21 protein-coding genes are annotated in these 18,863 nt (G+C 73.9%); 13 read left to right on the top strand and 8 right to left on the bottom strand.

Annotation, left to right across the window (positions count from 1 at the left end):
• Positions 1-19: 19 nt before the first annotated feature.
• The 4 genes from NHG27_RS03050 to NHG27_RS03065 all read left to right on the top strand — a co-directional run bounded on the left by NHG27_RS03050 (position 20) and on the right by NHG27_RS03065 (position 2,589).
• Positions 20-1,156, top strand: a complete 1,137-nt coding sequence (locus NHG27_RS03050; RefSeq protein ID WP_497014697.1) for a T6SS phospholipase effector Tle1-like catalytic domain-containing protein — start codon at positions 20-22, stop codon at positions 1,154-1,156.
• A gap of 100 nt (positions 1,157-1,256) precedes the next feature.
• The gene (locus NHG27_RS03055) at positions 1,257-1,682 is read left to right on the top strand and encodes a DUF1761 domain-containing protein (protein ID WP_497014698.1); all 426 of its coding nucleotides are present in this window, start codon (positions 1,257-1,259) and stop codon (positions 1,680-1,682) included.
• Complete coding sequence (locus NHG27_RS03060; protein WP_497014699.1) at positions 1,673-1,951, top strand: acylphosphatase; 279 nt, start codon at positions 1,673-1,675, stop codon at positions 1,949-1,951. The genes NHG27_RS03055 and NHG27_RS03060 overlap by 10 nt, the downstream gene beginning before the upstream one ends.
• A gap of 11 nt (positions 1,952-1,962) precedes the next feature.
• Positions 1,963-2,589, top strand: coding sequence for a DsbA family protein (locus tag NHG27_RS03065; RefSeq protein WP_497014700.1), 627 nt, complete (start codon positions 1,963-1,965; stop codon positions 2,587-2,589).
• 93 nt (positions 2,590-2,682) lie between these two features.
• On the opposite strand, the gene NHG27_RS03070 is transcribed toward NHG27_RS03065, so the two are convergent.
• Both NHG27_RS03070 and nhaA read right to left on the bottom strand, forming a co-directional pair.
• The gene (locus NHG27_RS03070; protein WP_497014701.1) at positions 2,683-4,278 is read right to left on the bottom strand and encodes an MFS transporter; all 1,596 of its coding nucleotides are present in this window, start codon (positions 4,276-4,278) and stop codon (positions 2,683-2,685) included.
• 166 nt (positions 4,279-4,444) lie between these two features.
• The gene (gene nhaA / locus NHG27_RS03075; RefSeq protein WP_497014702.1) at positions 4,445-5,887 is read right to left on the bottom strand and encodes a Na+/H+ antiporter NhaA; all 1,443 of its coding nucleotides are present in this window, start codon (positions 5,885-5,887) and stop codon (positions 4,445-4,447) included.
• A 132-nt stretch (positions 5,888-6,019) separates the two neighbouring features.
• On the opposite strand from nhaA, the gene NHG27_RS03080 reads away from it, so the two are divergent.
• Entirely contained in the window at positions 6,020-7,369 is a 1,350-nt protein-coding gene (locus tag NHG27_RS03080; protein WP_497014703.1) for a molybdopterin molybdotransferase MoeA, read from the top strand.
• Complete coding sequence (locus tag NHG27_RS03085) at positions 7,366-7,821, top strand: molybdenum cofactor biosynthesis protein MoaE (RefSeq protein ID WP_497014704.1); 456 nt, start codon at positions 7,366-7,368, stop codon at positions 7,819-7,821. The genes NHG27_RS03080 and NHG27_RS03085 overlap by 4 nt, the downstream gene beginning before the upstream one ends.
• A gap of 39 nt (positions 7,822-7,860) precedes the next feature.
• Here the strand turns inward: NHG27_RS03085 and NHG27_RS03090 are convergent, their stop codons facing one another.
• From NHG27_RS03090 to NHG27_RS03100, 3 genes are all read right to left on the bottom strand, one after another.
• Complete coding sequence (locus NHG27_RS03090) at positions 7,861-8,097, bottom strand: hypothetical protein (RefSeq protein WP_193720085.1); 237 nt, start codon at positions 8,095-8,097, stop codon at positions 7,861-7,863.
• 95 nt (positions 8,098-8,192) lie between these two features.
• Entirely contained in the window at positions 8,193-9,317 is a 1,125-nt protein-coding gene (gene moaA, locus NHG27_RS03095; RefSeq protein WP_497014705.1) for a GTP 3',8-cyclase MoaA, read from the bottom strand.
• Positions 9,318-9,364: 47 nt separating this feature from the next.
• Positions 9,365-9,775 (bottom strand): winged helix-turn-helix transcriptional regulator, encoded by a 411-nt coding sequence (locus NHG27_RS03100; protein WP_497014706.1) that lies wholly within the window; start codon positions 9,773-9,775, stop codon positions 9,365-9,367.
• A 127-nt stretch (positions 9,776-9,902) separates the two neighbouring features.
• Between NHG27_RS03100 and NHG27_RS03105 the strand changes: the two genes are divergently transcribed.
• On the top strand, positions 9,903-10,784 hold the full coding sequence (locus NHG27_RS03105) for an SDR family oxidoreductase (RefSeq protein ID WP_497014707.1): 882 nt from the start codon (positions 9,903-9,905) through the stop codon (positions 10,782-10,784).
• 186 nt (positions 10,785-10,970) lie between these two features.
• Positions 10,971-11,939 (top strand): VOC family protein, encoded by a 969-nt coding sequence (locus tag NHG27_RS03110; protein ID WP_497014708.1) that lies wholly within the window; start codon positions 10,971-10,973, stop codon positions 11,937-11,939.
• Between the two features lie 73 nt (positions 11,940-12,012).
• On the opposite strand, the gene NHG27_RS03115 is transcribed toward NHG27_RS03110, so the two are convergent.
• The 3 genes from NHG27_RS03115 to NHG27_RS03125 form a co-directional block, all read right to left on the bottom strand.
• Entirely contained in the window at positions 12,013-12,612 is a 600-nt protein-coding gene (locus NHG27_RS03115) for a DUF4203 domain-containing protein (RefSeq protein ID WP_497014709.1), read from the bottom strand.
• A 24-nt stretch (positions 12,613-12,636) separates the two neighbouring features.
• A complete protein-coding gene (locus NHG27_RS03120; RefSeq protein ID WP_193720089.1) occupies positions 12,637-13,032 on the bottom strand; it encodes a universal stress protein in 396 nt (131 codons plus the stop codon).
• Positions 13,033-13,198: 166 nt separating this feature from the next.
• Positions 13,199-14,032 carry an IclR family transcriptional regulator gene (locus tag NHG27_RS03125; RefSeq protein WP_193720090.1) on the bottom strand — a complete coding sequence of 278 codons (834 nt, stop codon included), beginning with the start codon at positions 14,030-14,032 and terminating at the stop codon, positions 13,199-13,201.
• Positions 14,033-14,105: 73 nt separating this feature from the next.
• Between NHG27_RS03125 and eda the strand changes: the two genes are divergently transcribed.
• The 5 genes from eda to kdpA all read left to right on the top strand — a co-directional run bounded on the left by eda (position 14,106) and on the right by kdpA (position 18,715).
• Positions 14,106-14,801: a bifunctional 4-hydroxy-2-oxoglutarate aldolase/2-dehydro-3-deoxy-phosphogluconate aldolase gene (gene eda, locus NHG27_RS03130; RefSeq protein WP_497014710.1), complete on the top strand. Its 696-nt coding sequence runs from the start codon at positions 14,106-14,108 to the stop codon at positions 14,799-14,801.
• Between the two features lie 8 nt (positions 14,802-14,809).
• A complete protein-coding gene (locus tag NHG27_RS03135) occupies positions 14,810-15,937 on the top strand; it encodes a sugar kinase (RefSeq protein WP_193720092.1) in 1,128 nt (375 codons plus the stop codon).
• A gap of 268 nt (positions 15,938-16,205) precedes the next feature.
• Positions 16,206-16,574, top strand: coding sequence for a DUF8817 family protein (locus NHG27_RS03140; protein WP_193720093.1), 369 nt, complete (start codon positions 16,206-16,208; stop codon positions 16,572-16,574).
• A gap of 306 nt (positions 16,575-16,880) precedes the next feature.
• Positions 16,881-16,973, top strand: a complete 93-nt coding sequence (locus NHG27_RS03145; protein WP_139107727.1) for a potassium-transporting ATPase subunit F — start codon at positions 16,881-16,883, stop codon at positions 16,971-16,973.
• Between the two features lie 107 nt (positions 16,974-17,080).
• The gene (gene kdpA, locus NHG27_RS03150) at positions 17,081-18,715 is read left to right on the top strand and encodes a potassium-transporting ATPase subunit KdpA (protein WP_497014735.1); all 1,635 of its coding nucleotides are present in this window, start codon (positions 17,081-17,083) and stop codon (positions 18,713-18,715) included.
• Positions 18,716-18,863 lie beyond the last annotated feature (148 nt).

Genomic DNA, 18,863 nt, shown 5'->3' on the forward strand with positions numbered 1-18,863 from the left:
GGTGGTTCGAGGAGGAGCCATGAAACGCCTGGTGCTGTGCTGCGACGGGACGTGGAACTCACCGGTCAGGGCGAGCGTGTCGAACATCGAGAAGATCGCCCGGTCCGTCCACACGGGGATAGGGCCCGACGGCATCCAGCAGATGGTCTTCTCGGTCGAAGGGGTCGGCGCCCGCGGCTACCGGGTCGACGCCCTGCTGGGCGGTGCCTTCGGGTACGGGCTGAGCCGCAACGTCGTCGCCGGGTACCGCGACCTCGCGCTCAACTACGAGCCCGACGACGAGATCTACGTGTTCGGCTTCAGCCGGGGCGCGTACACCGCGCGGAGCGTCGCCGGCATGATCGCGAGCGTCGGGCTGCTGACGGCGGACGCCCTCGCGCAGCGCCGGGCCGGGAACCTGCTGGCGGAGGCCGAGGACCTGTACCGCGACCACTCGCCGGGGCGGCGCGCCCGCCTCGCGGCGTTCCACGAGCACTGCTACCCGCAGGTCCCCATCACGTTCCTCGGCGTGTTCGACACCGTGGGCGCCCTGGGTGTTCCCGGTCTCACCCGCCGCCGGAGCAGGTTCCACGACGTGCGCCTGTCGGGCTCGGTCCAGTGCGCGCGGCAGGCGCTCGCGATCGACGAGCGGCGCCTCACGTTCGAGCCGTGCCTGTGGGACGTGCCGGCCGACGACGACCGGCCCGGCGGCGTCAAGCAGGTCTGGTTCCCGGGCGCCCACAGCGACGTGGGAGGGGGGAACGCGTCGTCGGGCCTGTCCGACGTCGCGCTGCTGTGGATGATGGGGGAGGCCGCGGCGTGGGGGCTCACCTTCTCCCCGGACCGGGTCCTCGACCAGCTCGACGACGCCCCCGAGGTCGTCGCCCGGTTCACGCCGCGCCTCGCGTACCGGCTGCTCAACACCGCGAAACGCCTCAAGCACCGACCACGGTTCAAGGGCACCCGGCGCCTCCTCGCCGGCGTCCCCCTCGCGCAGGGCTACATCGACGACGTCCTGCTGTCCGACGTCGCGCTCGCCCTCGCCGCCGACCCCTCGTCCCCCTACGCCAAGCACGCGGTCAACATCGCCTGGTGGAAGGAGTCGGCCGGTGACGCGCTCGCCGTCGAACCCGTCCTGACGTTCACCGACGCGCCCCGCAGACTCGTCCTGACCTGACGAGCGGCGACCTCGACCCGGCGTGGCTAGCCTGGAAGACGGTGACGCGCCCCGCCGCGGGCAGGTGGGCGCCACGCCACGCACGCGGGAGGAGCGGGACATGGCATGGCTGGACGCGATCGGCGACCTCAACTGGTGGGCCGTGCTCGTGGCCACCCTGTCCGCGTTCGCCGTCGGCTACCTGTACTACTCGACCGGGGCGCTCGGACGGCAGTGGGCGAACCTCGTCGGGCTCACCGCGGAGGAGATGAACGCGGTCGACGGCGTCTGGCCCCGCTTCGCCGCCACCGCGGTCACCTCGCTGCTCACCGCGATCCTCCTCGGCGCGCTCTTCCTCGCGACCGGCGTCCACGGCCTCTGGGAGGGACTGGTGCTCGGCGCGGTCGTCGGGCTCGTCTTCCGGGCCGGCGGACACGTGATCCACCACGGCTTCGCGCGCCTGCCCACCCGCCTCACCCTGATCGACGGCCTGCACGACGTGATCGCGCTCGCCGTCATGGGCGCGATCCTCGGGCTGTGGCAGTAGGCGTGACGGGCGACGACCCGCGCGACCGCCGGGACGAGGGTGCGCTGCGCGCGCTCGTGCACGGCCACGTCCAGGGCGTCGGCTTCCGGTGGGCGACGCGTCGCCGGGCCGGCGCGCTGGGCCTGGAGTGCGACGCGCAGAACCTCCCCGACGGGACCGTGCTCGTGACGGCCCGCGGGCCGGTGGACACCGTCGCCGAGCTGCTCGCCTGGCTCCGTGGCGGGTCGACGCCCGGGCACGTGACGCGCGTCGACGTCGACGAGGTGTGAGGCTGGGGCGCATGACGCAGAGCACGGCGGACCCCGACGGTACGCCCGGCAGGACCGGCTCGCCGGGCGGTCCCGTCGGGCTCGCGGCAGCCCTCGTCCCTCCGGGCGCCCACGTCCTCGGCGACCCGGCGGCGCCGGTGACGATCGTCGAGTTCGGTGACCTCGAGTGCCCGTACTGCCACGACGCGGCGCCCGTCCTGCGCGCGGTCGTCGAGGAGTCCGGAGGTGCGGTCCGGCTCGTCTTCCGCCACTTCCCGCTGTTCGAGGTCCACCCCTACGCGCTCACGGCGGCGCTCGCTGCCGAGGCCGCCGGGGCCCAGGGGCGCTTCTGGGAGATGCACGACCTGCTGTTCGCGCACCAGGACCGGCTCGACGACGTCGGCCTGGCCCACTGGGCGCAGACGCTCGGCCTCGACGGCGCGAGCGTCGTCGGTGAGGCCGCGCAGGAGCACGGCGACGCCGTCGAGCGGGACTACCTGGCCGGGACGGCTCTCGGCGTGCGGGGCACTCCCACGCTGTTCGTCGACGGCGAGCGCTACCGCGGGCGGGTGACCGAGGACGGGGTCCGGGCCGCGGTGGCCGCCGCGCTCGCGGGCGAGCACCGGGGGTCGCGACCGTCACCCGGTCAGGGCGCCTGAGCCTCCTCCGGGCTGCGGGCCCGTCCCCGCGCCGACGGGTCCGTCCCCGCGCCGACGGGTTTGCTCGCGCGCCGGGGGCGGGGGGCGTCGGCGTCAGGCGAGGCTCGTCCCGTCGAGCGACGACCTCGGTTCCTGGTCGGGCAGCCGCACCATGCGGAACGAGGTGACGAGCCCGAGCAGCGCAGCGAGCAGGGGCACCAGCAGGGCGAGCTGGAGCGAGCGGTCGCGGGCGTCGTCGTTGATCGCCAGCACCTCGGCCTCCACCGCGGGGGGCTGTCCCGTGATCTGCTCGGCGAGCTGGGTGTTGCTCATGATCTCGGCGTCGTCCTCGAGCGCCGCGACGATCTGCTGCTGCTGCGCCGGGGGGATGACCTGGCTGGACCCCGTCATCTGGGTGAACAGGAGCGAGAGGGAGGCGAGCATGATCCCGCCGGCCATCGCGAGGCCGAACGAGAGCCCGAACGACCCGGCGGCCGAGTTGACGCCCGCGGCCTCGCTGACCCGTTCCTCGTCGACGGGGGCGAGCGTGTAGTTGTTGAGCTGCGAGACGAGCAGCCCCAGGCCGCACCCGGTGACGACGAGCGGCAGGACCAGGTACCAGCCGCTGTCCACCCGGGGGACGAAGGGGATGATGATCGCGATCCCGAGGCAGGCCAGCAGGAAGCCCGCCCGGATGATCACGGCGGGGCGCCGGCGCCCGGCCCTCCTGCCCGCGACGACCGCCGCGGCGAACATCGTCAGCGAGAGGGGGGACAGGGCCAGGCCCGCCTGGAGCGCGTCGTACTCGAGGGTCATCTGGAGGAACAGGGGCAGGGCGATCATCGCCCCGCCCAGGGTGACCTGCTGCAGCATCTGCCCCGTGACGCCCGTCGTGAAGGTCGGGTGCCGGAACAGGTCCGGGTCGAGCAGGGGGACCTCGCGCCGGCGCGCGCGTCGTACGAGCCACCGCGCGAGCAGCACGAGCGCGACGACGCCGACGAGCATGAGCAGCCCGACGTACTCGCCGCCCTCCTGCCAGACGAGGATCCCGAGCACCACGCCGCCCATGCCGACCACGGAGAGGGCGGCGCCGACGACGTCGACCTGGCGGGACCCGGTGTAGGGGACGTCCCGCACCAGGCGGATCTGGCTCAGGACGACGACGATGATGAGCACCTCGACCCCGAACCCGACCCGCCACGACAGGTAGGTCGTGACGAACCCGCCGAGCAGCGGCCCGATCGCCGCGGCGATCGCGGCCGACGCGCCGACGAGCGCGTACGCCTTCTTCTGGTCGGCCCCCGAGAAGTTGCCGTGGATCAGCGACTGCATCGCCGGCAGGAGCAACGAGGCCCCGAGCCCTCCGACGACCGCCCAGAACACGATGATGGCGGTGAGGCTCTGAGCCAACGTCATGGCCAGCGCCCCGGCGGCGTAGGCGAGCAGGCCCAGGACGTAGGCCCGCTTGCGCCCCATCAGGTCGCCGACCTTGCTGTTGATCAGGATGAACGCGGCCGAGACGAGCGCTTCGAGCGCGATGGCGGACTGCACGCCGCTGGCGGTCGTGTCCAGGTCCCTGATGACTGCGGAGATCGACACGTTCATCAGGGACGTGTCCACGACCAGCACGAACATCGCCGCCGCGAGCAGCAGCATCAGCCGCCGGTTCCCCCGCCCAGCGGGGGCGTTGCCTTCCGGTCCCGTACCCATGGCGTGCGCCTCGGCTCTGGCTGGGCCGCCTGTCCGGGCAGGCGGCGTGGGCTCGAGGTCAAGGCCTTGGCCTCGAGGTCAGCCTAGGTACCGGGGACCGTCCGCGCGCGCGGAGGGAGCCGGGTCGACGGCGCCGGTTCCCCTCCTCGGTCCCCTCCTCGGTCCGCTACGCGCCGGCGTCCGCCGCCGCCTCCGGCGACCGCCACGGCCGGGGCGGCAGCCCCGGGGGCGGTCCCGTGGACTCGGGCGAGCACAGCGGCAGGCGTTCGCCCAGGATGCGCAGCGTCACCGAGCCCAGGACCGCCGCGACCAGCGACCCCACGAGGATGCCGATCTTCGCCTGCTCGATCAGCACCTCGTCGTCGAAGGCGAGCTCGGCGATGAACAGCGAGATGGTGAACCCGATCCCGGCGAGCATCGCGCCGCCCAGCAGGTGCGAGTAGCGCACGCGCCCGGGCAGGTCTCCCAGGTTCAGCCGCAGCGCGAGGGCGGAGGCGCCGAAGATCCCGACGGCGTTGCCCACCACGAGCGCGACCGCGACGCCGATCGTGAGGCGGGACGTCATCGCGGCCGACAGCGACTCGGCGTCGAGGTGCACGCCCGCGTTGGCCAGGCCGAAGACGGGGACCACGACGTACGCGCTCCACGGGTGCAGGACGCGCTGGAGACGGTCGCTCGCGGGGACCGCTGCGCGCGCGGCGAGCTCGGTCAGGTGCTCCCGCTCCGCCGTCGTCTCCTCGCGCAGCCGCTGGGCGTAGCCCGGGACGTCGTCGACCTGGTCGCGCCGGGCCCGGCGCGAGGGGACGAGCAGCCCGACGAGCACGCCCGCGAGGGTTGCGTGGACCCCCGAGGAGTAGACCGCGAGCCACAGCGCCAGGCCCACGCCCACGTACGGCGCGAGGCGCCAGACCCCGAGCCAGCGCATCACGAGGATCGCGGCCACCAGCACGCCCGCGATCGCCAGCCCGGGGAGCCACACGCCGTCGTTGTAGAACACGGCCATGACCGTGATGGCCCCGATGTCGTCGACGACCGCGAGCGTCAGCAGGAACAGCCGGAGCCGGTCGGGGCAGCGCGGGCCGAACAGCGCGAGGACCCCGACGAGGAACGCCGTGTCGGTCGACATCACGATGCCCCAGCCGTGCTGCGCGTCGGTGCCGGCGTTGAACGCCAGGAAGACGAGGGCGGGCACCAGGAGGCCGCCCAGCGCGCCCAGCGCGGGGACCGCGACCGTCCGACGGTTGCGGAGCTCGCCGCTCGTGACCTCGCGGTTGATCTCGAGCCCGATGACCAGGAAGAAGATCGCCATGGCGGCGTCGTTGACCCAGTGGTGCAGGTCCATGTCGAGCGACCACCCGCCCAGGTGCATCCCGGCCGTGGTGGCCCACAGGTCGTCGTACGCGCCCGACCACGGCGAGTTCGCCCACACGAGCGCGATCACGGTCGCGGCGAGCAGCAGGACCGCGCCGCCGGCCTCGGTCGAGAGGAACTGCCGGACCGCGGGCGCGACGGGCCGCACGGGGAAGCGCAGCGGAGGACCGGGCCGCTGGTCGAGCGTCGGCAGCAGCGGGCGGTTCCCGGCAGGCGGGGTGGGCGGCTCGGGCGTCACCGCTCCACGGTCGCAGCGCGTCGCGCACGGCGCAACGGGCGGGACGCTCGCGCCCCCGGCCCGCGGATCGTGACAGGCTTGCCCCGTGGCCGTCCGGCGGGCGGCCGGTCCGTGCGCAGGCGAGGAGACGACGTGACGGCAGACCAGGCAGCGCCCGGGAGGACGACCCCCGGCCCGACGGCGCCGCCCCCGACGGGGCGTCCTGGCGCCCCCTCGGGAGAGCACCGGCAGGCGGCGGGGGCCGTCCGCGTGAGCGTCGAGCAGCACCGTCGCGAGGTCGAGGCGCTGCTCTGGCCCCCGTTCGCGGGGCGTGGCACCGACCGGGTGGCGCTCGCCGACGCGCTCGACCGCGTGCTCTCGGCGGACCTGCTCGCTCCGGTCGACCTGCCCTCGTTCCGCAGCTCGCAGATGGATGGTTACGCGGTGCGGTCCGCCGACGTGGCCACGGCTACGGACGGGGCGCCGGTCGTGCTGCCCGTCGTCGCCGAGGTCCCCGCCGGCCCCGGGACCCCCGCGGCCCTGGCCCCGGGAACGGTGGCCAGGATCATGACCGGAGCCGTCGTGCCGGAGGGGAGCGACGCCGTCGTGCCCGTCGAGGACACCGACGCCGTGCGCTTCGGGGCGCACCCGGCCGGACCTGCGCGCGGGGCCGTCGGGACCGACGTGGGGGTGCGGGCGCCGCGGGCCGCCGGGGAGTTCGTGCGGGACGTCGGGTCGGACGTGCGCGGCGGCGACCTGGTGCTGCCCGCCGGGACACTGCTGGGGCCGCACCACCTCGCGGCCGCGGCGTCGTGCGGCGTGGCCTCCCTCGACGTCCGGGCGCGGGTGCGGGTCGCGGTGGTCTCGACCGGGACCGAGGTGGTCGAACCCGGCCGGGCGGCAGCCACCGGGCAGGTGTACGACGCGAACCTGCACGGGCTCGCGGCCGCCGCACGACGTGCTGGAGCCGACGTCGTCCTGACGGGGCGGACAGGGGACGACCCCCGCGAGCTGGCCGCGCTCCTGGCACGCGCCGCCGAGGAGGCCGACCTGGTCCTCACGTCGGGCGGCGTGAGCCAGGGCGCCTACGAGGTCGTCAAGGACACCCTCGGGGACGGTGTGACCTTCCGGTCCGTCGCGATGCAGCCGGGCGGGCCTCAGGGCTTCGGGACCTACGAGGGCACGCCCATCCTCACGTTCCCGGGCAACCCCGTGAGCGCCCAGGTGTCGTTCGTCGTCTTCGCTCGCCCCGTCCTCGAACGGGCGGCGGGACGTCCCGCCCGCGAGGTCGAGACACGCACCGTGACCGGCGCGATCGACTCCCCGCCCACCAAGCAGCAGATGCTGCGCGGACGGCTCGGGCCCGGCGGGACGGTCGAGGTCGTCGGCGGTGCGGGCTCCCACCTCGTGGCGACCATGGCCGCGGCCGACGCGCTGGTCGAGGTCCCCGAGGACGTCGGACGCGTCGAGGCAGGGGAGAGCGTGCGGGTGGTGAGGCTGTGAGCGAGACCCCGGGAGCAGAGGACGAGATGACGGCGGACGACGTGTCCCGCGTGACGGTCGACGTGCTCGACGACTCCCTGGTGCGCGACGTGGAGGCGGCGGTGTCCTCGCGCGAGTGCGGCGCCGTCGTGACCTTCCGGGGCGTCGTGCGCGACGTCGACGGCGGACGCGACGTCACGGGCCTCGACTACGAGGCGCACCCCGACGCGACCGAGGTCCTGCGGCGGTGCTGCGCGGACGTCGCGGCCGAGACCGGGCTGCGTGTGGCCGCGGTCCACCGGTACGGCGTGCTGACGGTCGGGGACGTGGCCCTCGTCGCGAGCGTCGCCTCGGGGCACAGGGCGGAGGCGTTCGCGGCCTGCTCGCTCCTCGTCGAGCGCATCAAGGCCGAGGTGCCCATCTGGAAGCGCCAGCACTTCACCGACGGTGACTCGGAGTGGGTCGGGTTGTAGGGGCGCGGGCGTCGTCGACCGCACCCCGGCGAGGTGGCGTCAGACGCGGGGGTTGTCCTTCAGGAGGCCGAACCCGATGCCGACCAGCGCGCCCAGGATCAGGCCCGGTCCCGCGAGCACGACCGCACCCACCGCGACGCCGAGCACGGTCCCCAGGACGGTGCTCGGTCCGGCCGTGAGGCGGCTGGGGCCGGGGCGGTGGACGGGGAGGGCGTCCGTCCGGGTAGGGGGCTCGGTGGAGGTATGGCTGTCGCGGGGAAGGTCGAGGAGGGACACGCCTCCATCGTAGGGCTCGGGGCGTCGTCAGGCGCGGGATGCTGCGGCTCAGGGCACCCCACCGACGATGATCTTGGACACGTCCCGGGTGCCGCTCAGCCCCCGATCGCCCCCATGCTGCGCTCGGTGCGTGCGAAGGCCTCGGGGTCGTCGGCCGGACCGCCGATCGCCCCCGTGTCCGGTGCCCCGCGGTCGAGGCCGTGCGCGAACGGCTTGGCCCACATGGCCCCCTGCCAGGCGGCGACGATCGCGGTGTCGGTGTCGGTGGCGGCGGCGTCGTGCCCCTCGGTGCGCAGGAGGGCGCGCAGGTCGACCTCCTCGTTCCCGAACAGGCACGAGCGCACGGTCCCCTCCGCGGTGAGGCGGGTCCGGTCGCAGTCGCCGCAGAACGACCGGGTGACCGACGCGATGATCCCCACGGTCGCGGGGCCGCCGTCGACGGCCCACTCCTCGGCGGGCGCCGACGGGTCCTCGCGTCCCACGGGGGTCAGGTCGAAGCGGGCGCCCAGGACGTCGAGCAGGCGCTCGGCCGAGACGAGCTGGTCCCGGTCCCAGTTCTGGTCCGCGTCGAGCGGCATCTGCTCGATGAACCGCAGCCGGCACCCGTGCTCGACGGCCCACGCGAGGAGGTCTGCCGCTCCCGCGAGGGTCTCCGGCATGAGGACCGCGTTGAGCTTGACGGGGGACAGGCCCGCGTCGAGGGCCGCCTGGATGCCCGCGAGCACCTGGGGGAGCCGGTCGCGGCGCGTGAGCTCGGCGAAGTGGCGACGGTCGATGCTGTCGAGCGAGACGTTGACGCGGTCGAGCCCGGCGTCGACGAGCTCGTCGACGCGCTTGTCGAGCCCGATCGCGTTGGTCGTCATCGAGATCCGCACGCCCGGGGCGGCCGCGCGCGTGCGTCGGACGATCTCCGCGAGGTCGGGGCGCATGAGCGGCTCGCCACCCGTGAACCGCACGTCCCGGATGCCCGCCCGGTAGCCGATCCCGACGAGCCGCCCGATCTCCGCAGGGGTCAGCAGGTCCTCGCGGGGGATCGCCGGGAGCCCCTCGGCGGGCATGCAGTACGTGCAGCGCAGCGAGCACTTCTCCGTGACGGACACGCGCAGGTCGTGCGCGACGCGTCCGTAGCGGTCGACGAGCGCCTCGGTGTCCGGGCGTCCCAGGGTGCTCGGTGCCCCGGTCGGGCGCACGCGGGGGAGCCCGAGGGCGACGGCAGTCATGCTCGCGAGTCTACGCAGCGGGGGCCGGGCGGCGCGTGGCGGCAGTGCTAGCACGCGGTGCGTGCGTCGTACGCCTCCTGGGCGGCCGCGACCTGGGGGACGGCCGCCTCGAGGACGTCCAGGAGCCCGACGAGCTTGTCCGCGACGGCCCGGCCGAGGTCGGTGAGCGAGTACTCGACGTGCGGCGGGATGGTCGCGCGGACCTCGCGCACGACCAGGCCGTCCCGTTCGAGCCCCTGGAGGGTCTGGGCCAGCATCTTCTCGCTCACCCCGTCGATGCGTCGGCGCAGGGCGTTGAAGCGGACGGCCCCGTCGCGCAGGCCGGCGACGGTCAGGACACCCCAGCGGCCGGTCACGGTCTCGAGCGCGTGGCGGGACGTGCAGCCGCGCTGGAACACGTCGGCGATCATCTCGTCGGACGGTCCCGTCGGGTCGGTCGCGGGCTGGAGGGTGGTCACGGGATCAGCCTAGCGTGCAGGCCGATCGTGAGCACTGTGACTTTGCTTGCACTGCGGATCGGATTGCACTTACGAAAAGTTAGTGCCAGGCTGTCGCGGTACCCACCACCCCTTCCAGGAGGACCACATGATCGCCGTCACCGCCGCCACCGGACACCTCGGACACCTCGTCGTCGACTCGCTCCTCGAGCGCGGCGTCGCCCCCGAGGGGATCGTCGCGGCCGTCCGCACCCCGGCCAAGGCCGCCGACCTCGCCGAGCGCGGCGTCGTCGTCCGCGAGGCCGACTACTCGCGACCCGAGACCCTCGCCCCTGCGTTCGACGGGGTCGACGTGCTCCTCCTGGTCTCGGGCTCCGAGGTGGGGCAGCGGGTCCAGCAGCACGCGAACGTCGTCGAGGCCGCCCAGGCCGCCGGCGTACGCCACCTCGTCTACACGAGCGTGTCGCAGGCCGCGACGTCCACGCTGGTCCTGGCTCCCGAGCACAAGGCGACCGAGGAGCTGATCGAGGCGTCGGGCCTGACCGCGACGATCCTGCGCAACGGCTGGTACACCGAGAACTACCTCGGCACGGTCGAGCAAGCGCGCGAGACCGGCGTGGTGCTCGGCAGCGTCGGCGACGGCCTCGTCGCGTCGGCGAGCCGCAAGGACTACGCGGAAGCGGCCGCTGCGGTCCTCGTCGCGGCGGACGCGGACCCCTCGCTCGAGGGTGCTCTCCACGAGCTCTCGGGCGACGTCGCGTGGGACCACCCGTTCCTGGCCGCGACCATCGGCGAGATCGTGGGCCGCGAGGTCGTCTACCAGGACGTGACCCCCGAGGTCCACACCCAGGCCCTGCTCGACGCGGGCCTCGACGAGGGGACCGCGGGCTTCGTCGTCGCGCTCGACGCGGGAACGCGTGCCGGCCTGCTCGGCCAGACGTCGGGTGAGCTGTCGCACCTCATCGGGCGCCCGACGACGCCGCTCGCCGAGGGCTTGAAGGCTGCGGTGAGCGTGACGTCGGCCGCGTGACGCCGGGTTGCTGCCGACCTCTCGCCGGGCCGGGGTTGCGCTGCGACACGCCGGGGGGGGGCCCCCCCCGCAACCCTGCGCGCAGGCCCGGCGGGCGGAGGTCCGCGACGGCCCCGCTTCCATTTAGTTGAAGCATCAACTATTCTGGAGTCAGAGGTCGGCACCCGGCCCTGGACGGAGGACACCATGACTGACCACACCACGAGCGTTCCCGGCACGGACGACACCGGCTTCGCGACCAAGGACCTGCTCTCGGCCGACACCTCGATGGACGCCGTGACGCTGCACGTCGCCGACCTCGACCTGATGACCCGCTACTACCGCGACGCGCTCTCGTTGGCCGTGCTGACGCCGTCGGACGCGCTGCTCGCGTCGATCCCCGGTGCCGGGACCGGCTCGCGCGACGAGACCGTGGTCCTGGGGCGCGGCGCGACGCCGCTCGTGGTGCTGCGCCGCGGCAAGGACCTGCCGCTCGCCCGCCGCGGCGAGGCCGGCCTGTTCCACACGGCCCTGCTGTTCGACGACGCCCCCGCCCTCGCCGCGGCCGTCGCCTCGGTCGCACGCACCGCGCCCAGCACGTTCGTCGGCAGCGGCGACCACCTGGTCTCCGAGGCGTTCTACTTCACGGACCCCGAGGGCAACGGCGTCGAGCTCTACCACGACCGCCCGCGCGAGACCTGGACCTGGGAGAACGGCCAGGTCGCGATGGACACCCTCTACATCGACCCGAACGCCTTCATGCAGCAGCACCTCACGGACGAGGCGCTCGAGCGGGCGCTGTCGACCGACGTCGTCGGACCCGACGACACCGTGGTGGGGCACGTGCACCTGCAGGTCGGTGACGTCGCCACGGCCCGCGCGTTCTACGTCGACACCCTGGGGTTCGAGGCCACCGCCTCGCTGCCCGGTGCCCTGTTCGTCTCGGCGGGCGGGTACCACCACCACATGGCCATGAACACGTGGAACAGCCGGGGCGCGGGGCCGCGCGCCTCGACGCTCGGGCTGGGGCAGGTCGCGATCGCGGTGCCCACCGAGGACGACGTCACGGCGCTCGCCGACCGGCTCGCCCGCCGGGGCGTCCAGATGCGTCACGACGGCGCGACGCTGCGGTTCGACGACCCGTGGAAGAACCTCATCGAGGTCTCGGTGCGCTAGGCCGCCCGGTCTCCACCGCTGGGTGCGGAGAAGTCGTCGTCGGAGGGTGACCCCGGCAGCATCTGCTCCGCACTCAGCGCTTCGAGGGCTCCTCGTCGCGCTCGATGCCCAGGCGCCTGGCGAACAGCCGACGCTGCACGACCCAGCCGGCGAGGGCCAGCGCGACCCACGCGAGGAACGACACGACCTGCTCCCACCCCGGCGCCGGGTCGCGCAGGAACCCCAGGGAGTCGGGGGAGACCCGGCCCAGGCCGCCCAGCACGATGCCCGCACCACCGATGGTCGTGAGCCACAGCAGGGCCCGGCGCCGGTACCGGTCCGCGAGGAACCCGCACGCCGCCGCGACGGCGACGACGATGATCGCCGCGAGCACCCAGTTGCCCGAGTCTCCCGAGACCGTGCCGTAGAGCTTGGCGCCGATCACCGCGCCGGTCACGATCCCGATGAAGAACGCGGCGAGCTTGAACACGAACGCCACCGCGATCCAGGCGACGAGCCCGCCCAGGACGCCGATCAGCAGCGCGGTCGACTGGCTCGCGCCGAACAGGTCGCCGAGCATCCAGCCGAGGCCGAACCCGGACGCGATGACCGCGAGATGGACCGAGCCGACGCCGAGGAAGCACAGGAGCAGCCCGACGGCGACGATGACGAGACCTGCGACGACCGGGTCCACGGCGACCTCCTGGCGTGAGGTGGGCTAGTGCTTGGCCTTGATGACCATGACGGGAGCGTGGGCGTCGAGCAGGACGCGTTGCGTGGTGCTGCCGAGGAGGAACTTGCCGACGGGGGAGCGCTTGCGCGAGCCGATCACGACGAGGCTCGCGGCGAGGCGCTCGGCCTCGTCGAGGATCGCGACGGGCGGGTCGACGCGCGCCTCCCGGTAGGTCACGGTCGCGGCGGGCGTGCCGACGGGCAGCGCGTCGAGGAGGTGGGCGAGGTCCGGCGGGAGCGGCGGGTCCTCCTGCGGCGGGCCCTCGAGCGGGGTGAGCACGAAGACCGCCAGGGGGAGCGCTCGCCGGACCGCCTCGGCGGCGGCGGCCCGCAGAGCGGCCTCGCCCTGTGGCGAGTCGTTGTAGGCCACAAGTACGGTCATCGCCGCGGTGCTCCTCGTCCGTCGTGCCCGGGTCGACGGGCAGATCGCGTGTGATCTGAACTCTCTCATACCGCGCGAGACCGCGCAGCGATCGGCGGCGCGTCGCGGCTCCCTGCCCGACGGCGCCGCTCGCCGACGGGGCCGTCGGCAGTCCGTCGGTGGCCCGTCAGCGCCCCGGTGGGGCGAGGTCGGCCGGCAGGCTCAGCGACGGCGGGAGCAGGGGGCGGGCGACCTCGTCGACCATCCGGGCGAGCTCGACGTGCCGGGCGTCGTCCATGCGGTCGGCCGGGGCGGTCACGGACAGCGCCGCGACGGCCTGGCCCGCGCGCAGCAGGGGCACGGCGAGGCAGCTGATGCCCGGCTCGTTCTCCTCGGTCTCGGTGGCCCAGCCGCGGGCCCGGGTCGTGCGGAGGATCTCCCACAGCGAGTCCTCGGTGACGGGGCTCTCGTCCCCCGCAGCCGCCGCGTACCAGGACATCGCGGACCGGTCGGTGGGGCGGAACGCGAGCAGGGCCCGGCCGAGGGCCGTGGTGGCGGCGGGTCGTCGTCGCCCGATCGCGGACCACACGCGCACGGCTCGGGCGGGCTCGACCTTGTCGAGGTAGACGATCTCCGGCCCGGACAGCACGCCCAGGTGGATGAGCTCGCCCGACGCCTCGCAGACCGCCGTGAGCGCGGGGGTGAGCAGCGCGGGCAGGTGCTCCTCGCCGAGGAAGACGGTGCCGAGGGCGGTCGCGGCGGGGCCGAGGCGGTAGGCGCCCGTCGTCGGGTCCTGCTCGGCGTACCCGCGGAAGCGCAGCGCGGCGAGCGTGCGGTGCAGCGAGGTCTTGTTGAGACCGAGGCCGGTCGCGAGGGTCCCGAGCGCCAGTCCGGTCGGACCGGCCGCGGCGAGGTGCTCGAGGGCCAGCAGGGCCTTGTCGACCGAGCCGAGCGGGCTCGCGGACGGTGCGTCGGCGGGACCGGGGGCGCCCGTCGCGCCGCCGGCGGGACGGGCTACCACGTGATCGCACCAGCCGGGTAGGGTGGTTTCGTATTCCAGAACACCCGTTCACTATAACGAAACGCGAGGCCTCATGTCACCCGCTGCGCCCCCGACCGACCTCCAGGAGCTCTTCGCCAGGGTCCGTGTCGTCCCCGTGGTCGTCGTGGACGACGAGGCCCAGGCGCTCGCGCTCGGCACCGCCCTCCTCGACGGCGGCCTGCCCATCGCCGAGATCACGTTCCGCACCGCGGGTGCCCGTGCCGCGATCGCCGCGGTCACCCGTGAGCTCCCCGAGCTCGTCACCGGGGCCGGGACCGTCGTCAACGCCGAGCAGGTCGACCAGGCCGTCGACGCCGGCGCCCGCTTCCTCGTCTCGCCCGGCCTGAGCGCCGACGTCGTGCGCCGCGCCCAGCACCACGGCCTGCCGATCTTCCCGGGCGTCGCGACGCCGTCGGACATCATGGTGGCCCTCGCCCTGGGGCTCGACGTCGTCAAGTTCTTCCCCGCCGGGATCAACGGCGGCGTGCCTGCGATCAAGGCCCTGTCCGCCCCGTTCCCCGGCCTGCGGTTCGTCCCGACCGGCGGCGTGAGCGCCGCGAACGCGACCGAGTACCTGTCGGTGCCCTCGGTCCTGGCCGTGGGGGGCTCGTGGATGGTCGAGAAGGCGCTCGTCGAGGCCCGCGACTTCGCCGAGGTCACGCGCCGCTCCGCCCAGGCCGTCGCGCTCGCGGCCTCCCTGACCACCGCGGCGCCCGCCGCCACCGCCCACGCCGTCGCCGGAAAGTGAGAGCCGACATGACCCGCACGACCCCCCGCCCCGCGGGCGCACCGCTGAACCTGCGCCCCGCCGCGGACTGCACCTACGACGTCGTCTCCCTGGGCGAGGTCATGCTCCGCCTCGACCCGGGCGAGCGCCGCATCAAGACCACGCGCTCGTTCGACGCGTGGGAGGGCGGCGGGGAGTACAACGTCGCGCGCGGCCTGCGCCGCTGCTTCGGCCTGCGCGGAGCGATCGTCACGGCGCTCGCGGACAACGAGGTCGGCCGCCTGGTCGAGGACCTCATGCTCACGGGAGGCCTGGACACGAGCTGGGTGCAGTGGGTCCCGTACGACGGGATCGGCCGCACGGTCCGCAACGGCCTCAACTTCACCGAGCGCGGCTACGGCGTGCGCGGGGCCGTGGGCGTGAGCGACCGCGGCAACACCGCGATCGCCCAGATGAAGCCCGACGACGTCGACTGGGACGAGCTGTTCGGCCGCGGCGTGCGATGGCTGCACACGGGCGGGATCTTCGCGGCCCTGTCCGCGTCGTCCGCGGACGTCGCCGAGGCCGCGATGAAGGCCGCGCGCCGGCACGGCACGATCGTCTCCTACGACCTCAACTACCGCCCGTCGCTGTGGCAGGGCATCGGCGGCAAGGCCCGTGCCCAGGAGGTCAACCGCCACCTCGCGCAGTACGTCGACGTCATGATCGGCAACGAGGAGGACTTCACGGCGAGCCTCGGCTTCGAGATCGAGGGCGTCGACGAGAACCTGACGGACCTGGACACCGCGGCGTTCCGCGCCATGATCGAGACGGCGGCCGCCGAGTACCCGAACTTCCAGGTCATCGGCACCACCATGCGTGCCGTGCGCTCCGCGACCCGCAACGACTGGGGGGCCGTCGCGTGGTCGCGCGTCCAGGGCTTCGCCGAGGCCACGCACCGCGCGGACCTCGAGATCCTCGACCGCGTGGGCGGCGGAGACTCGTTCGCCTCGGGGCTCGCGTACGGGCTCATGGAGCTCGGCTCGATCCAGGAGGCCGTGGAGTACGGCGCCGCGCACGGCGCGATCGCGATGACCACGCCGGGCGACACGTCGACGGCGTCGCTCGCCGAGGTCCGCAAGCTCGCCTCGGGCGGGAGCGCGCGCGTCCAGCGCTGACCCGCACCTCCCGGCGGCGCCCAGGACCGGCCGGGCGTCGACCAGAGGCCGCGCACGGGGGTCCCCGACGGTCGAGGACCCCCGTGCCGCCGCGCCCCGTCGAGAGCTCCGCCCGCTCGCGGGCCCGCCCTGTCCGGTGGTTCCCGGCGGCACGCCGAACGACATGCCGCGCGGTCCGCGGGGGTCGCGGCTAGGGTGGACGAGCACGGACAGATCGGACACAGCCCGCCAGCAGCCCACGTGGCTCGGCGAGTGCGAGGAGGCACACGTGGTGCAGCGCGGTGAGGTGCCACTGGGCCGCCTCCCGCGGCGCACGGTCGACGCGCCCTCCGACATCGCCCGCGCCGTCGAGCACGCACGCATCCTGCGCGGGGCCGGGGACCCGACGGGCGCGGCCCGCATCCTCGACCGGGCCTTCGACGCCGAGGGCGTCCGGACCCGGACCGTCTCCGAGCGGCTGCGCTTCCGCGCCCTCGTCCTGCGGGCCGACCTCGCGCTCCAGCTGCACGACGACGCCGCGGCAGCCAGGTTCCTCGCCGGCGCCGAGGCGCTGCCCCTGCTCGCCGACGCGCTCGCCGCGCTCGACGACGACCTGCACCTGGCCGAGGAGCTGCGCGAACGCCTCGACGCCGACTGACCGTCGCTCGTCCCTGCCGTCAGGGTTGCGTCAACACCCGCCCGGCCCCCGTCAAGAACCCGTCAACGCCCGCTCCGGACGTCCCGGCAGGGCCTAGACCTGGGGTGTGCGCAGGAGCTGCGCACCGGCACGCGCCCCCACGCCGACCGCGAGCACCCGCTCACGATCCCGTGGTGCCGCCCGCCGCACGACGTCCGAAGGCAGAACTCCGATGGCCGACCTGGCCTACATCCTGCTGACCGTGGTGTTCTTCGCCACCGTCGGCCTCGTGGCGCGACGCCACGGCTCCTCCGGGGGGTCCTCGTCATGACGGTCCTCGACTGGGTCGGGCTCGGCGCCGTCGTGGTGCTGCTCGGCTACCTGTTCGTCGCCCTGCTCCGCAGCGACAAGGTCCGGTGAGCGCGACCGTGCTGACCCAGACCAGCGTGCTGATCCAGACGACGGCGACCCAGGCGGTCGGCGAGGTCGCGTCGCAGCAGCCCGGGGTATGGCTCGCCGTCGGGCAGATCGCGCTGCTGCTCCTCGCGCTCGCCGCGGTGCACGCCCCGCTCGGCGCCTACATGGCCCGCGTCTTCACCTCCCCGCGCCACCTGCGCGTCGAGAAGGCCGGGTACCGGATCATGCGCGTCGACCCCGACGCCGAGCAGAGGTGGAGCACCTACCTGCTCTCGCTGCTCGGCTTCTCGACGGCCTCGCTCCTGCTGCTCTACGGGCTCGCCCGGCTCCAGCAGCACCTGCCCATGAACCTCGGGTTCTCCGCGTTCGACCCGGCCGGCGCCTGGAACACCGCCGTCTCGTTCGTGGCCAACACCAACTGGCAGTGGTACTCGGGCGAGGCCGCCGCGGGGCACCTGCTCCAGATGGCCGGGCTCGCGGTGCAGAACTTCGTGTCAGCGGCCGTCGGCATCTCGGTCGCCGTCGCGCTCATCCGCGGCTTCATGCGCTCGGGCACCGACGGGCGCGTCGGCAACTTCTGGTCCGACCTGACCCGCACCTGCGTGCGCATCCTGCTCCCCATGGCGTTCGTCGGCGCGCTCGTCCTGCTCGCCACGGGCGTCATCCAGAACTTCGACGCGCACACCGCGATCGACACCGTCGCGGGCGGCACGCAGCACGTGCTCGGTGGCCCCGTCGCCTCGCAGGAGGTCATCAAGGAGCTCGGCACCAACGGTGGCGGGTTCTTCAACGCCAACTCGGCGCACCCCCTCGAGAACCCCAGCCCGTTCTCCAACCTGTTCGAGATCTTCCTCATCCTCGTGATCCCCTTCACCCTGCCCCGCACGTTCGGCCTCATGGTCGGCGACAAGCGCCAGGGCTGGGCGATCCTCGGGGCCATGGGCGCGCTGTGGTTCGTCTCGGTCGCGCTCATCACCTGGGCCGAGATGGCCGGGCCCGGCGCCGCGCCCCTCGCCGCGGGCAGCGCCATGGAGGGCAAGGAGACCCGCTTCGGCCTCGCCGCGAGCGCCCTGTTCGCCGCGTCGACCACGGGCACCTCCACAGGTGCGGTCAACGCGATGCACGACTCCCTGACCGCGCCAGGTGGCGGCGTCACGATGTTCACCATGATGCTCGGCGAGATCGCGCCGGGCGGCGTGGGGTCGGGCCTGTACGGGATGCTCATGCTCGCGATCGTCGCGGTGTTCGTCTCGGGGCTCATGGTCGGGCGCACGCCCGAGTACCTGGGCAAGAAGATCGGTCGCCAGGAGATCACGCTCGTGGCGCTGTACATCCTCACGGTCCCGTTCCTCGTGCTCGTCGGCACGGCGCTCGCGATCGCGCTCCCCGCCGGCCAGGCCGGCATCCAGGAGGCCGGCCCGCACGGGCTGTCCGAGGTCCTGTACGCGTTCACGTCCGCGGCCAACAACAACGGGTCGGCGTTCGGCGGGCTCACGTCCGGAACGCCCTTCTACAACACGGCCCTGGGCATTGCGATGCTCGCCGGCCGCTTCATCCCCATCGCCCTCGTCCTGGCCCTCGCCGGACGCTTCGCCTCCCAGAGGACGGTCCCCGCCACCGCGGGCACCCTCCCGACGCACCAGCCGCTGTTCGTGGGCGTGCTCGGGACCGTCGCCCTGGTCGTCGTCGGGCTCACCTTCGTCCCCGTGCTGTCGCTCGGTCCCATCGTGGAGTCGCTCTCATGAATCCCTCTTCTTCCGTCACTCCCTCTGGGCGCGTCCCCGCGGGGGGCGGGGCGGGTCTTCCCGAGGACCTCGTTCCTCGGTCCTCCGCCAGACCCGCCACGACCCGCCCCGCCCCCCGCGGCGACACGCTGCTCGATACGTCGGACGC

Source organism: Oerskovia sp. 140933, assembly GCF_059651515.1.

Bases quoted from the DNA above. Each gene is read 5' to 3' on its own strand.
- NHG27_RS03145 (WP_139107727.1), top strand. From the start codon at position 16,881: ATGACGGTCCTCGACTGGGTCGGGCTCGGCGCCGTCGTGGTGCTGCTC.
- NHG27_RS03135 (WP_193720092.1), top strand. From the start codon at position 14,810: ATGACCCGCACGACCCCCCGCCCCGCGGGCGCACCGCTGAACCTGCGC.
- NHG27_RS03105 (WP_497014707.1), top strand. From the start codon at position 9,903: ATGATCGCCGTCACCGCCGCCACCGGACACCTCGGACACCTCGTCGTC.
- NHG27_RS03055 (WP_497014698.1), top strand. From the start codon at position 1,257: ATGGCATGGCTGGACGCGATCGGCGACCTCAACTGGTGGGCCGTGCTC.
- NHG27_RS03120 (WP_193720089.1), bottom strand. From the start codon at position 13,032: ATGACCGTACTTGTGGCCTACAACGACTCGCCACAGGGCGAGGCCGCT.
- NHG27_RS03050 (WP_497014697.1), top strand. From the start codon at position 20: ATGAAACGCCTGGTGCTGTGCTGCGACGGGACGTGGAACTCACCGGTC.
- NHG27_RS03065 (WP_497014700.1), top strand. From the start codon at position 1,963: ATGACGCAGAGCACGGCGGACCCCGACGGTACGCCCGGCAGGACCGGC.
- moaA (WP_497014705.1), bottom strand. From the start codon at position 9,317: ATGACTGCCGTCGCCCTCGGGCTCCCCCGCGTGCGCCCGACCGGGGCA.
- NHG27_RS03110 (WP_497014708.1), top strand. From the start codon at position 10,971: ATGACTGACCACACCACGAGCGTTCCCGGCACGGACGACACCGGCTTC.
- NHG27_RS03070 (WP_497014701.1), bottom strand. From the start codon at position 4,278: ATGGGTACGGGACCGGAAGGCAACGCCCCCGCTGGGCGGGGGAACCGG.
- eda (WP_497014710.1), top strand. From the start codon at position 14,106: ATGTCACCCGCTGCGCCCCCGACCGACCTCCAGGAGCTCTTCGCCAGG.